Here is a 12,639-nt window from a genome sequence, read left to right as displayed (position 1 = left end):
GCGGATCGGTCGGGTGGACCGGGCGTGCACGGGAGTCAGTCCGCGGAGTCGACGAACTCCCGTGCCAGCCGCTCCCCTTGGGTCTCCGCGGCCTCCTTGTCCTCCAGCGGGGTGACGCGGCTGTCCTTGAACACGACGTACGTCACCCCGGAGGGGGTTCCGCCGGAGCGCGGGTCCGGGTCGATGCCGAGGGACTCGGCCGCCGCGTAGGACGCCTCGCCGATGATGTCGGTCGGGCCGGTGTCGCCGACGACCGCGTAGCGGACGCGGTCGCGGTAGACGACGGCCGCGACCGACCCGCCGCGCACACCGTGGTCGCGGTAGTCCCAGATCGAGCTGGGCGCGGGGACGACGACGTAGGGCAGCTTCTCGGAGCTGAGCGGGCGGCCGTCGGACTGCGCGAACGCGGTGGAGGAGGAGAAGCTCGGGTCGGTGGCGGCGTTGCAGTGGCGGCCCGGGCGGCCGTCGCAGTCGATGTCCATGTCCGCCTTCCAGTACACGGCCTCGCGCGTGCCGCACACCGGGACGGTGGCCGCGCGGCCGCGGTCCTTGCGGTACTTGCCGCGCGAGACGGGGGTACAGCCGCTCACCCTGGCCAGGAGGTCGGCCGCGGTGACGCGGGCGGGGGCGGAAGGCTCGGAGCCTCCCGAAGGGGAGGGGCCGGAGTCCTCGGGGGTGGCGGAGCCTGTCGTCGTCGCCGCGTCGGCTGCCGGGCCGTCCGAGGCTGCGGCGTCCGAGGCCGCGGGAGCGGAACCGCCCGGCCCGGGAGTCGCGGAACTCCCCGGGCCGACCGCGCCCGGCGTCAGGATCTCCCGCCTGCCGTCCCGGGCGACGGGCTCGACGCGGCCCCGGTGCGGTACGGCGACGTGCGGCAGTGCGGTGGGGAGGGCGGAACCGGCGGCGACGCGCCGGGCCTCGGTCCTGGACGGACGGAGGTGGACCGACTCCGCGGCGGAGGACGCCGAGGGGGCCAGCAGTGCCACGCCGGCCACGGCGACGGTGAGCGTCTGGACACGGGACACGGTCAGATGAGCCTCTCGTCGGGAACAGGGACGCACACCCAGCGCACTTTGCCCCATTTCGTCCCGATGCGATGAGGGTGACCGCCCCGAAAGGGGCCGGACGGGGCACCCGGGGGCCGACGGAGCCTGAGGGTGCCGGAGGCCCGGGCGCGCGTCGGCCCGGGCCGTCCAGCCACCCGTGACGGCGCGGGATCAGCGACGACAGCGGTCCGCGCCTCGAGCCCGAACACCCGCTACCGCGGGGGTGGTTCGGCCCGTTCTGCGTTCAGCATACGTAACGCGCGGCGCCGTTCGCCCCGCACCACCCTCTTGATGTGAGCGCGTCAGCAGCCCATATTGGTACGGACCTTTGAACGGACCGGTCCTCCGTGGACCCCCAGGAGGCGAAGCCGTGCGTGGCGTTACCCCAACCGCGTCATCGCGCCGCCTGCTCGCGCTCTGCGCGGCCGTGCTGCTGACCGTCTCCTGCCGCTGGGGCGGCGGCCAGGACGACACCGGCGGCGAACGGCCGCCCGGGGCGCCGACGGGCGTCACCGCAGAGGCGGGCAGCGCCACCAGCGTCCACGTCATGTGGAACCGGACCACCCCGGGGGGTTCCGACGTGACCGGCTACGAGGTGTATCGGGACAACACCAAGGTCAAGCAGGTACCCGCCTCGACACACATGGTGGATGTCACCAGACTGCGCCCCGCCACCACCTACGTCTTCACGGTGCGCGCCCGTGACGCGGAAGGACGGCTCGGCCCGCCCAGCAGGCAGGTGCGGGCCACGACCCCCGCGGCGGCCCGGGCGGACACCGCGCCGCCCACCGCCCCCGGGGACCTGGAAGGACGCGCGGCCGGCAGCCGGGCGGCCCAGCTCTCCTGGAGGGCGGCGCGGGACGACCGCGGTGTGGTGTCGTACGACATCTACCAGGGCCGGTCGAAGATCCACAGTGTGGGCGGGAACCAGACGGCCGCCGTGGTGACGGGCCTGCGCCCCGGCACGCGCTACACCTTCACCGTCCGCGCCCGTGACGCGGCGGACAACCTCTCGCAGCCCTCCCCCACCGTCCGCCTCACCACGGCCGAGGGCGCGGACAGCGACGCCACGGCCACGGCGCCCACCGATTTCCGCGCTGTGAGCCGGACTTCGGACGGATCGTTCGACATCGTGCTCTCCTGGACGCCGCCGCGTGTCGACGGGACGGTCACCGAGTACGAGGTGCGGCTGGACGGACGGCCCGTCACCTCGCTGGTGTACGGCGGCGAGGCGCCCCGCGACCGGGCCACGTACCGCTTCTACGTGGGTGACAAGGCGGGGGTCCCGCACCGGGTGCGGATCAGGGCGCTGCTTCCGGACGGCACGTGGGGCGCCTTCTCGGCCGAGCGGACGGTGACGACGGGCGCCGCCGGCCGATACCGGCACAGTCCCCGCTGAGCCGCCCGGAGGACGCCGTCACCTGCGTGGATGCAGCCGGAGTGCGCGGCGGGCGGGCTGCCCGTTGGCTGATCTTCGTGGCGGCACGGGCGCTCCCCGACCTCGGCGGCGCAAGGGATGTACCGCCGGCCGTGCCGCCGGAAGGCAGTCCACATGAGCATCTCGAAGCCCCTGCTCCGCCTCGGACCGACCGTGGCAGCCGCCGCCGCGCTCGCCGTGATGCCGGCCGGGCCGGCGGCCGCGGACGGAATCTCCGTCAGCACCACCGGGAACACGGTCTCGGTGAGCACCACCGCGTGCACCCAGATCAACGGCCACTGGGGCACCGCCTCGCTGCTCAGCAGCGGTCAGGCGAACTTCTCGCAGGGCCGCCAGGTGGCGCTGTCCGGGACGTCCGCGGGGCAGTCCGCGGCCTGGTCCAACGTCAGCGCGGGCACGTACACGGTGATCGTGGTGTGCTCCAACGGCAGCACCGCGGGCACCCAGTCCGTGGTCGTGTCCCCGGCGTCCAGCCCTTCGGCCTCCCCCACGGCGTCGCCGTCCCGCGGTGTGATGGGCGGCGTCGGCGGCGCGTCGAAGGACTACGGCACGGTCACCGCCGTGGCGGGCGGCGCGCTGGTCGGCGCCGGCGTCCTCGGCACCGTCTGGTACCTCCGCCGCCGCAACACCGCCCGCCCGACCCACCTCTAGACCCGGCGCCGGGCCGCCCTCAACCGAAGCGCTCCGGTCAGGCGCCCGGCACCGCCCCCGCGCCCCGCAAGGGGCGCGGGGAACCCGCCTCAGGATCCGACACCCTCAAGGAACGCCGGGAAAACGCCTCAGGATCCGACACCCTGAGGGGCGCGGGGAACTGCGCGCTCGGCCCACCACGGGCCCGCAGGCGCAGGCCGGCCGGCCCCGCACCACCCCTCAGGGGCGCGGGGAACTGCGCGACCGGCCCCCACCGGCCCGCACCCAGGCGACAACGCCTACCCCTCCCGCCCCCGCCCTTGCCCCTCAGACATCTCGGCGAACTCCGCCAAGGCATGATCAAGCCACTGCGTCCAGAACGTCTCCAGATCGATCCCCGCCCGCAGCACAAGGTGCCGCAGCCGGTCCTCCACCCCGCCCATCCCGGGAGGGAAATCCCTCCGCTCGATCTCCCGATACGTCTCCAACTGCCGCGCGTGCAGCTCCCGATGACGCCGGAGATCGTCCTCAAGCCCCTCCGTCCCCACCACCGCCGCCGCCCGCAGCCGCAGCAGCAGCGCGTCCCGGTGCGGCTTCGGATCCTGGGAAGCCGCCGTCCAGCGCGCCAGCTCCTCCCGCCCCGCCGGCAGCACCTCGTACGCCTTCTTCTGCCCGCGCGCCGGCTGCTCCGCGGGGAGGGCTCGGATCAGGCCCTCCGCCTCCAGCTTCCCCAGCTCCCGGTAGATCTGCTGATGCGTCGCGGACCAGAAGTAGCCGATCGACCGGTCGAAGCGGCGGGTCAGCTCCAGCCCCGACGACGGCTTCTCGAGCAGGGCGGTGAGGATCGCGTGCGGGAGTGACATGCGCTCATCCTAGGGACGGGCCGCGCCCGCCCTAGGGTCTGTTGCGAAAGTGGATCTTGTTCGTCGATGATCACATGTCGTGGGACGTGGGGATCTGACGAACGGCCAGTGGGCCCGGTTTGAGCCGCTGCTGCCGCAGGGCATCAAGCCAGGTCGTCCGCAGGTGTGGACGCGGCGGCAGCTGATAGACGGCATACGGTGGCGGACCCGGACCGGTGCCCCCTGGCGTGACGTGCCGGAACGCTACGGGCCTTGGGACCGGGTCTACGACCTGTTCCGCCGCTGGCAGCGGGACGGCACCTGGGCGAGGATCCTCACCCAGCTCCAGGCCGAGGCCGATGCGAAAGGCCTGATCACCTGGGACGTGAACGTCGACTCCACCGTCTGTCGAGCCCACCGGCACGCCGCCGGGGCGGCGAAAAGGTGCCCCTATGGTTTTCGTCAAGCGGTGGCCGGAGTGGGTGGCTGGTAGAAAGTGCCGTCTCGGAGCATGGCGAAGAGGACGTCGATGCGGCGTCGGGCCAGGCAGACGATGGCTGCGACGTGGTGTTTTCCCTCGTGTCGTTTCCTGTCGTAGTAGGCACGTGAGTCCGGCTGGGACAGTGAGGCGAAGGCGGCGAGGTAGAAGGCCCGCTTGAGCTGTTTATTGCCTCGTCGGGAGGGCTGTTCGCCGCGGATGGAGGAGCCGGATCTGCGCGTGGCGGGTGCCAGGCCGGCGACTGAAGCTGGACCAGAACAGCGGCGGCGTCGCCGTCGCCGACGCGGTCAAGCTGGTCCGCGACACCAGCGGTGAGACCGACGACGAGAAGAAGACCTTCGCCTACGCCTACGACGTCAACGGCAACCTGACCTCGATCGACGACACCTCGTCCGGGGCCAGGATCGACGCCTACTCGGTCGCCTACACCGGCCTCAACCAGGTCCAGAAGGTCACCGAGGCGCTCGCCGGGCAGGAGAAGAAGGCCACCTCGTACACCTACGACGCCAACGGCCAGCCGGAGACGGTCACCCACCCCGACCAGTTCTCCCGGTACACCTACGACCTGCGCGAGCTGGTCAAGACGGTGTCGGTCGGCAAGTCGGCGACGGACGCCGACCCGAAGGTGACCACGTACACCTACACCGACCGCGGCCAGAAACTGAAGGAGACCAAGGCCAACGGCAACACGGTCGACTACACCTACTACCTCGACGGCTCGCTGAAGACCTCGGTGGAGAACAAGGGCAACGGCACCCTCGTCGCCTCGCACACCTACGCCTACGACGCCAACGGCAACAAGGCGCAGGACGTGGCCGAGAAGATGAACGCCGACAACCACACGGCGTACCTGTCCTCCACCACCGACTACACCTACGACCCGGCCGACCGGCTGCGGGAGTCGGTGAAGACCGGAAACGGCGCCGCCACCGAGACCTACGTCCACGACGACAACGCCAACGTCATCCGGCAGACGGTCAAGGGCAAGGAGACCGTCTACGGCTACGACCGCAACCGGCTGCTGACCGCCAGCACCGGTGGCGTCACCGCCGACTACAACTACGACCCCTTCGGCCGTCAGGAGTCGGTCACCTCCGACGGTGAGATCGTCGAGCGGAGCGTGTACGACGGCTTCGACCACGTCGTGGAGTCCCAGAAGATGGACGACACCGGCGCGCTGAAGTCGACGAAGTACACCTTCGACCCGCTGGACCGCACCGCGTCGAAGACGACGGACGGCAAGACCACCGACTTCGCGTACCTGGGCCTGTCGACCGAGGTCCTGGACGAGAAGGTCGCGGGCGAGCTGACCAAGTCCTACCAGTACAGCCCGTGGGGCGAGCGCCTGTCGCAGGTCAAGCACAACGGCGACGGCACGACCGAGGACGGCTACTACGGCTACAACAGCCACACCGACGTCGAGACCCTGACCGACGACACCGGCAACACCAAGGCCACCTACGGCTACACCGCCTACGGCGCGGACGACGACTCCGAGTTCACCGGCGTCGACAAGCCCAGCGCCACCAACCCCACCAAGGAGGCGTACAACCCCTACCGCTACAACGCCAAGCGCTGGGACGCCCACTCCGGCACCTACGACATGGGCTTCCGGAACTACGACCCGGGGCTCAACCGCTTCACGACCCGGGACATGTACAACGGCGCCCTCGCCGACATGGGTCTCGGTACCGATCTGATGACCGGTAACCGCTACGCGTTCGGCGGCGGCAACCCGTCCACGTTCATCGAGTACGACGGCCACCGCCCGGTCGAGTGCAACGAGTCCGGGTACAGCTGCCGGATGAACAGCGCGGGCGGCTGGGACATCGACTACGTCGAGCCGAGCGCCGATCTGGACCCGGCCCCCGGGACGGACTCCTACGGCGGAAGCGAGGCCGACGCGCAGAAGCTGAGCAGCCAGACCGTCGCCTGGGGCCTCGCCTACGCGAAGAAGTACGGTGTCGACGAGCAACTGGTCGTCGCCCTGCTCATGCAGGAGCAGCCGTTCTGCACGACGTGGCCGGAGGGCCTGGACGAGATGGCGAAGTGGGGGGGGTCTCCACTGGCGGCGCGTGGACCGCGAGGCTCATCGACAGGGACCCCAGCTCCGGCTCCGTGCAGATGAAGGCGGCGACCGCTCGCCAGACGCTGATCGACGCCGGTTACGATGAATTCGAGGGCACATCGCTCGATGCCATCCGTCACGCGCTGAATGTGAACGAGGAGTTCGCCGTCTCCGTCGCGGTCCTGAAACTGAAGGTGGACACCACCAGGGGCAGCAACGCCAAGCAGGCGTATCTTGGCTACTCGCTCAGCGACGACGAGGCGGCCCGTCTGCGCGTCCCGGGTGACAACCTGGCGCAGAGCAGCTCGATCATCTCCAGGGGATCGGCGCGGTTCGACGCGAACATGGCCTACCTGTCCGGAACCGGGCAGTCCATGTCCGACCTGTTCGGGCTGTCGTCGCTGCCGGCCACTCAGTACGGGGATCCGGGCGGCTTCTGCTCCAACGTCGTGAGGAACTGTGGATGATCCTGCAATGGACAAGAACGTTCCGCCTGACGGGAGCGGCCGTGGCCGTCGTCGTGTTGGCGGCCGGGTGGATTCTCATCCGTGAGTGGATGCAGCTGCCCGGTGTGCCGGACGACGTGGTCGAGTCCGCCGCTTCCGGGAATGTGCGAATCCTGGCCGAAGGGCACTCCTCGAACCCGGGGAACGACTGGGAGGAATCGCTCGCCCTCCTTGCCGTCTCCCCGGTGTCCGCGGACGGCGATCCCGTCGAGGACATCGCCAAGTCCCTCCGGTCGGCGGGCTGGAGCACGCGAGCGGGCGGAGTCGGTCCGCTGCTCTTGTCCGGGGACACTCCGGCGGAACATCCCGAATACGGGGTGACGGTGCAGAGCTACGAGGACTTCCCCTGCCTCGCTCGACCCGAGGTCTGTGAGGAGTTCGAGAGCGCGGCGGAAGACGGCGACGAGAACCTGTTCGTGGCCACCTTCATGCCGTACGTCTGAGAGTCCCGTCCACAGTACCGACGAGGGGCCCCGGTCAGCCTGGCGCTGACCGGGGCCCCCTCCGCGGTCCACCGGAACTCCTCCAGGGCCGTCGAGTGTGAGACATGGCACCTCCGGGGTGTCCGAGTGCACCGGTGTGCGGGTGTGCGCCCGGATTCGCGCCCCTGATGCCCGCTTGTCACCACCCCCGGGGGGCCGATTACTGTCACCACGCCTTGGTGACGGGAAATCGGTGCGATACCGGTGCGGCCCTCGCCACTGTGATCGGGAAGTCCGGCTCCGGCCCTCACGGGCAGCCACTGGGTTCTTCGGGACCCGGGAAGGCGGAGCACGGGCGGTGGTACCCGTCAGCCAGGAGACCGGCCAAGGCGCGTCAACCATCCACGAGGTGCTGGAGAGGGTCTGCTGAGCCATGCACATAGCCGAGGGTTTCCTGCCTCCGGCGCACGCGATCGCCTGGGGTGCCGCGTCTGCTGATGGCGGTCCTCGGCACCATCACGCTGCTGTTCCAGGCGCTGCTGCTGGCGCACGGCGGGCTGACCACGCTCGGCGCCAACGTCTTCTCCATGGCGATCGTCGGCCCCTGGGCCGGATACGGGGTCTACCGGCTGCTGCGCCGGTACGACGTGCCGCTGATGGGCGCCGTCTTCGGCGGCGCGTTCGTCGCCGACCTGTCCACGTACTGCGTCACCAGCGTCCAGCTGGCGCTGGCGTTCCCCGACCCGGGCAGCGGGTTCCTGGGCGCGCTCGGCAAGTTCGGCGCCATCTTCGCCGTCACGCAGATCCCGCTCGCGGTGAGCGAGGGCCTGCTGACGGTGCTGGTGATGCGGCTGCTGGTGCAGTCCAGCAAGGGGGAGCTGACCCGGCTCGGGGTGCTGCTGGCGAAGCCCGCGAAGCGTGCGGCGGTGGCCCGGTGAAGCGCAACACGAAGATCAATCTGCTGCTGCTCGCGGTGGCTGCGCTGGCGGTGCTGCCGCTGGCGCTCGGTCTGGGCGACCACAAGGAGGAGCCGTTCACCGGCGCCGACGGCGAGGCGGAGACGGCGATCGTCGAGAACGAGCCGGACTACGAGCCCTGGTTCTCGCCGCTGTACGAACCGCCGTCCGGGGAGATCGAGTCGGGGCTGTTCTCCCTCCAGGCGGCGATCGGCGCGGGCGTCCTCGCCTACTACTTCGGCCTGCGCCGGGGCAGGCGGCAGGGCGAGGAACGGGCCCGCGCGGCGGCCTCGGCCGATGCCGGGGAACCCGCCAAGGGCCCGGCAGCGGACGGGGACTGACCTCCCGTGCTGCCCATCGACGCGGCGGCGCACGGCAGTCGCTGGCGCCGCCGCCATCCTGTGGACAAAGCCGTGCTCGGGCTCGGCCTGACCGTGCTCGCGATCTCGCTGCCGGCCTGGCCGGGCGCGGCGCTGGTGCTGGTGACGGCGCTGGTGCTGCTGCTCGGCCCGGCCGGGGTGCCGGGCCGGGGGCTGTGGCGGGCGTACAAGGTGCCGTTGGGTTTCTGCGTGACGGGCGCCGCGACGCTGCTGGTGCAGGTCGGCGGACCTGAGGGGTTTCGTGTCACTGGCCGACGACGGGCCGTCGCGCGCCGGGGAGTTGCTGCTGCGGACGTCGGCGGCGTCGCTCGGGGTGCTGCTGTTCGCGTTCACCACCCCGATGTCCGATCTGCTGCCGCGCCTGGTGCGCGCCGGGGTGCCCGCGCCCGTGGTCGACGTCGCCCTGGTGACGTACCGGATGAGCTTCCTGCTGCTCGACTCGGTGCGCCGCATCCGGGCGGCGCAGGCCGCGCGGCTCGGGCACACCAACCGGGCCGCGGCCTGGCGGTCCCTGGCGGGGCTCGGCGCGACCGCGTTCGTGCGGGCCTTCGACCGGGCGGCCCGGCTGCAGGCGGGGCTCGCCGGGCGTGGCTACGACGGCTCCCTGCGCGTGTTGCTGCCCGAGGCCCGGGTCTCCGTCCGGTTCACCGGGGCGAGCCTCGCCCTGCTGGCGGCGCTGGCCGCCCTCACCCTCGTACTCGAAAGGCCGCTGACATGAGCGAGCCCGCACTGGTCTCCCTGCGGGTGCGTCCTTCGCCTACGAGGACGGGCCGACCGTCCTCAGCGGCCTCGACTTCGACGCCCACTAGGGGCGCGCGCTCGCGCTGCTCGGCCGCAACGGCAGCGGCAAGACCACGCTGATGCGGCTCTTGCCGTAGGAGGCGAGGGCCATGACCTTGTACTCGTCGCTGCTGCGCAGGAAGCCCAGGTGCTCGGTCAGCTCCTCGTAGACCAGGCCGAGGGAGTCGGGCAGCGACTGGGCGGCCAGGGTGCGGAGCCTGCCGTCGTGGTAGCGCCCGGCGAGGTGGGAGGCGGCCTCGCCGCGGCCGTCGAGGACGAGGACGGCGCTGTCGGGGTGCGGTGCGGCGGGCCCGGCGGAGGCGGCGTGCGCCACGTGCACTTTCGCAACAGACCCTAGAGCGCCGCCGCGAGCTCGGTGCCCTGCTTGATGGCCCGCTTGGCGTCCAGTTCGGCGGCCACGTCGGCGCCGCCGATCAGGTGGACGGGGCTGCCCGCCGCGACGAGCTCCTCGTAGAGGTCCCGGCGCGGTTCCTGGCCGGTGCACAGCACGATGGTGTCGACCTCGAGCACGGTGCTCTCCTCGCCGACGGTGACGTGCAGACCGGCGTCGTCGATCCGGTCGTAGCGCACACCGGGCACCATGGTGACCCCGCGGTGCCGCAGCTCCGTGCGGTGGATCCAGCCCGTCGTCTTGCCGAGCCCCGCGCCGACCTTGGACGTCTTGCGCTGGAGCAGGTGGACCGTGCGCGGCGGGGCGGGCCGCTCCGGGGCGGTGAGGCCGCCGGGCGCGCGGTAGTCGAGGTCGACGCCCCACTGGCGGAAGTACGTCGCGGGGTCCTCGTGCGCCTTGTCGCCGCCCTCGGTGAGGTACTCGGCGACGTCGAAGCCGATGCCGCCGGCGCCGAGGATCGCGACGCGGTCGCCGACGGGCGCGCCGTCGCGCAGCACGTCGAGGTAGCCGACGACGCTCGGGTGGTCGACGCCCGGGATGTCGGGGACGCGCGGGGTGACGCCGGTGGCGACGACGACCTCGTCGTAGCCGGTGACGTCGGCGGCGGTGACCCGCGTGTCGAGGCGGACGTCGACGGCGAGGTCGGCGAGGCGGGTGCGGAAGTAGCGCAGGGTCTCGTCGAATTCCTGCTTGCCGGGGACCTTGCGGGCGACGTTGAGCTGCCCGCCGATCTCGCTCGCGGCGTCGAACAGGGTGACGTCGTGGCCGCGTTCGGCGGCGGAGACCGCGCAGGCGAGGCCTGCGGGACCGGCGCCGACGACGGCGACGCGCTTGCGGCGGCGGGTCGGCGAGAGCACCAGCTCGGTCTCGTGGCAGGCGCGCGGGTTGACCAGGCAGGAGGTGATCTGGCCGCTGAAGGTGTGGTCGAGGCAGGCCTGGTTGCAGCCGATGCAGGTGTTGATCGCCTCGGGGCGGCCCTCGGCGGCCTTGGCGACGAAGTCGGGGTCGGCGAGCATCGGGCGGGCCATGGACACCATGTCGGCGGTGCCGTCTGCGAGCAGCTGCTCGGCCAGCTCCGGGGTGTTGATGCGGTTGGTGGTGACCAGGGGGACGGACACCTCGCCCATGAGCCGCTTGGTGACCCAGGTGTAGGCGCCGCGCGGGACGGAGGTGGCGATGGTGGGGATGCGGGCCTCGTGCCAGCCGATGCCGGTGTTGATGAGGGTGGCGCCGGCCGCCTCGACGGCCTTGGCGAGGGTGATCACCTCGTCGAGGGTGGAGCCGCCGGGCACCAGGTCGAGCATGGAGAGCCGGTAGATCAGGATGAAGTCGTCGCCGACCGCCTCGCGGACGCGGCGGACGATCTCGACCGGGAAGCGCATCCGGTTCTCGTAGGAGCCGCCCCAGCGGTCGGTGCGCCGGTTGGTGTGGCGGGCGATGAACTCGTTGATGAGGTAGCCCTCGGAGCCCATGATCTCGACGCCGTCGTAGCCGGCCTGCCGGGCGAGGCGGGCGGCGCGGACGTAGTCGTCGATGGTCCGCTCGACGTCGGCGTCGGACAGCTCGCGCGGCACGAAGGGGCTGATGGGCGCCTGGACGGGGCTGGGGGCGACCAGGTCCTGGTGGTAGGCGTAGCGGCCGAAGTGCAGGATCTGCAGGGCGATGCGGCCGCCCTCGCGGTGGACGGCCGCGGTGACGACCCGGTGCTGCTCGGCCTCCTCCTCGGAGGTGAGCTTGGCGCCGCCCTCGTAGGGACGCCCCTCGTCGTTGGGGGCGATGCCGCCGGTGACGATGAGGCCGACGCCGCCGCGGGCGCGGGCGGCGTAGAACTCGGCCATACGGGAGAAGCCGCCCTCGGCCTCCTCGAGACCGACGTGCATGGAACCCATGAGGACCCGGTTGGGCAGCGTGGTGAAGCCCAGGTCCAAGGGGGTCAGCAGGTGGGGGTAACGGCTCATCTGGCCCTCCGTGCGCGGTGTGGTGCCTGTAGTTGTAGGGCACGCGCACCGGCTTATGCAACTAGTTGCATAATGGAGGTGACGGAGGGCACAGCGTTCCGGCCGGACTCATCTGACTACGTACTCACCTGTGACTGCGTACTCACCTGCTCTCGAGGCGGACGTGCAGTTCGCGCTCCTGGTCGCCCGAGGTCCTGGTCACGTCGCTGACGCGGAACAGGTCCTCCAGCGTGATGCGGAAGCGGTCGATCGCCCAGTAGCCGCCCTGTACGTCGGCGTCGACCGAGGAGGACAGCCGCGCGGGGCGGGCCTCCCCCTCGCGTGGGTCGGCGACGTCGAACGTGCCGAGCCACACCGTGGGCCGGGTCTCGTGCAGTTCCTCGGGCACGTCGTCGGCGCACCGGTCCGACGAGAAGCAGGCGCACAGGGTGTCGAAGACGATCCGGGCGTCGTCCTTGCTGCATCCGCTGATCTCGACCGAGACGGATTCCGGGTGCGTGGGCTCGTTCACCATCGTGATCGCTCCTCTCGTGTCACACCGCCGTCCCCCGCCCTCCCTCAGCAAAGCACCGCACGCCGGAACGCACTACCCGCGCGCTCCTCCCACGATGACGCGGCCTCGGTCACCGGCCAGGATGGGGGAGAGCAGGAACGGGACGACAGGAGCGGCGGAAAATCGCCCTCGCGCGCGGTACAACAAAGGGA

At 71.4% G+C, this 12,639-nt stretch carries 9 protein-coding genes, 7 pseudogenes and 1 riboswitch; of the genes and pseudogenes, 10 read left to right on the top strand and 6 right to left on the bottom strand.

From position 1 onward, the window contains the following. Positions 1-35 precede the first annotated feature (35 nt). Complete coding sequence (locus tag ACQY0Z_RS20815) at positions 36-1,022, bottom strand: glycoside hydrolase family 75 protein (RefSeq protein ID WP_189902095.1); 987 nt, start codon at positions 1,020-1,022, stop codon at positions 36-38. A 391-nt stretch (positions 1,023-1,413) separates the two neighbouring features. Between ACQY0Z_RS20815 and ACQY0Z_RS20810 the strand changes: the two genes are divergently transcribed. Together ACQY0Z_RS20810 and ACQY0Z_RS20805 are read left to right on the top strand one after the other, a co-directional pair. Next, positions 1,414-2,442 carry a fibronectin type III domain-containing protein gene (locus tag ACQY0Z_RS20810; RefSeq protein ID WP_189902097.1) on the top strand — a complete coding sequence of 343 codons (1,029 nt, stop codon included), beginning with the start codon at positions 1,414-1,416 and terminating at the stop codon, positions 2,440-2,442. Between the two features lie 153 nt (positions 2,443-2,595). Next, the gene (locus tag ACQY0Z_RS20805; RefSeq protein ID WP_019526860.1) at positions 2,596-3,132 is read left to right on the top strand and encodes a hypothetical protein; all 537 of its coding nucleotides are present in this window, start codon (positions 2,596-2,598) and stop codon (positions 3,130-3,132) included. Positions 3,133-3,410: 278 nt separating this feature from the next. Here ACQY0Z_RS20805 and ACQY0Z_RS20800 read toward each other — a convergent pair whose 3' ends face one another. Beyond that, a complete protein-coding gene (locus ACQY0Z_RS20800; RefSeq protein ID WP_189902099.1) occupies positions 3,411-3,974 on the bottom strand; it encodes a PadR family transcriptional regulator in 564 nt (187 codons plus the stop codon). A 79-nt stretch (positions 3,975-4,053) separates the two neighbouring features. Here ACQY0Z_RS20800 and ACQY0Z_RS20795 point away from each other — a divergent pair. Then, positions 4,054-4,398, top strand: a pseudogene (locus ACQY0Z_RS20795) (IS5 family transposase); the annotation flags it as partial. Positions 4,399-4,415: 17 nt separating this feature from the next. Here the strand turns inward: ACQY0Z_RS20795 and ACQY0Z_RS20790 are convergent. Then, a pseudogene (locus tag ACQY0Z_RS20790) lies at positions 4,416-4,700 on the bottom strand (transposase); the annotation flags it as partial. On the opposite strand from ACQY0Z_RS20790, the pseudogene ACQY0Z_RS20785 reads away from it, so the two are divergent. The 7 genes and pseudogenes from ACQY0Z_RS20785 to ACQY0Z_RS20755 all read left to right on the top strand — a co-directional run. Beyond that, a pseudogene (locus ACQY0Z_RS20785) lies at positions 4,691-6,224 on the top strand (RHS repeat-associated core domain-containing protein); the annotation flags it as partial. The pseudogenes ACQY0Z_RS20790 and ACQY0Z_RS20785 overlap by 10 nt on opposite strands. 346 nt (positions 6,225-6,570) lie before the next feature. After that, positions 6,571-6,987 (top strand): hypothetical protein, encoded by a 417-nt coding sequence (locus ACQY0Z_RS20780; RefSeq protein ID WP_439812651.1) that lies wholly within the window; start codon positions 6,571-6,573, stop codon positions 6,985-6,987. 41 nt (positions 6,988-7,028) lie between these two features. Beyond that, positions 7,029-7,469 (top strand): hypothetical protein, encoded by a 441-nt coding sequence (locus ACQY0Z_RS20775; RefSeq protein ID WP_439812650.1) that lies wholly within the window; start codon positions 7,029-7,031, stop codon positions 7,467-7,469. Between the two features lie 199 nt (positions 7,470-7,668). After that, positions 7,669-7,851, top strand: a riboswitch (cobalamin riboswitch). 30 nt (positions 7,852-7,881) lie between these two features. Then, a pseudogene (locus ACQY0Z_RS20770) lies at positions 7,882-8,386 on the top strand (energy-coupling factor ABC transporter permease). After that, positions 8,383-8,745: an energy-coupling factor ABC transporter substrate-binding protein gene (locus ACQY0Z_RS20765; protein ID WP_361038001.1), complete on the top strand. Its 363-nt coding sequence runs from the start codon at positions 8,383-8,385 to the stop codon at positions 8,743-8,745. The pseudogene ACQY0Z_RS20770 and the gene ACQY0Z_RS20765 overlap by 4 nt, the downstream one beginning before the upstream one ends. A 6-nt stretch (positions 8,746-8,751) precedes the next feature. Continuing rightward, positions 8,752-9,325, top strand: a pseudogene (gene cbiQ / locus ACQY0Z_RS20760) (cobalt ECF transporter T component CbiQ); the annotation flags it as partial. Positions 9,326-9,498: 173 nt separating this feature from the next. Then, positions 9,499-9,656 (top strand): annotated as a pseudogene (locus ACQY0Z_RS20755) (ATP-binding cassette domain-containing protein); the annotation flags it as partial. Here the strand turns inward: ACQY0Z_RS20755 and ACQY0Z_RS20750 are convergent. The 3 genes and pseudogenes from ACQY0Z_RS20750 to ACQY0Z_RS20740 all read right to left on the bottom strand — a co-directional run. After that, positions 9,647-9,901, bottom strand: a pseudogene (locus tag ACQY0Z_RS20750) (carbamoyltransferase N-terminal domain-containing protein); the annotation flags it as partial. The pseudogenes ACQY0Z_RS20755 and ACQY0Z_RS20750 overlap by 10 nt on opposite strands. 17 nt (positions 9,902-9,918) lie before the next feature. Further along, positions 9,919-11,934 (bottom strand): FAD-dependent oxidoreductase, encoded by a 2,016-nt coding sequence (locus ACQY0Z_RS20745; RefSeq protein ID WP_439812649.1) that lies wholly within the window; start codon positions 11,932-11,934, stop codon positions 9,919-9,921. 142 nt (positions 11,935-12,076) lie between these two features. Then, positions 12,077-12,448 (bottom strand): hypothetical protein, encoded by a 372-nt coding sequence (locus ACQY0Z_RS20740; protein WP_189902103.1) that lies wholly within the window; start codon positions 12,446-12,448, stop codon positions 12,077-12,079. Between the last annotated feature and the right edge of the window lie 191 nt (positions 12,449-12,639).

Origin of the sequence: Streptomyces sp. P9-2, assembly GCF_051903975.1 — a bacterium.
GTDB classification, from domain to species: Bacteria; Actinomycetota; Actinomycetes; order Streptomycetales; family Streptomycetaceae; genus Streptomyces; species Streptomyces cellulosae.
The sequence above is the reverse complement of the archived record's forward strand: the minus strand, read 5'-3'. Positions and strand labels throughout refer to the sequence as shown.

Coding starts and splice junctions, on each gene's coding strand:
- ACQY0Z_RS20805 (WP_019526860.1), top strand. CDS start 2,596: ATGAGCATCTCGAAGCCCCTGCTCCGCCTCGGACCGACCGTGGCAGCC.
- ACQY0Z_RS20800 (WP_189902099.1), bottom strand. CDS start 3,974: ATGTCACTCCCGCACGCGATCCTCACCGCCCTGCTCGAGAAGCCGTCG.
- ACQY0Z_RS20745 (WP_439812649.1), bottom strand. CDS start 11,934: ATGAGCCGTTACCCCCACCTGCTGACCCCCTTGGACCTGGGCTTCACC.
- ACQY0Z_RS20740 (WP_189902103.1), bottom strand. CDS start 12,448: ATGGTGAACGAGCCCACGCACCCGGAATCCGTCTCGGTCGAGATCAGC.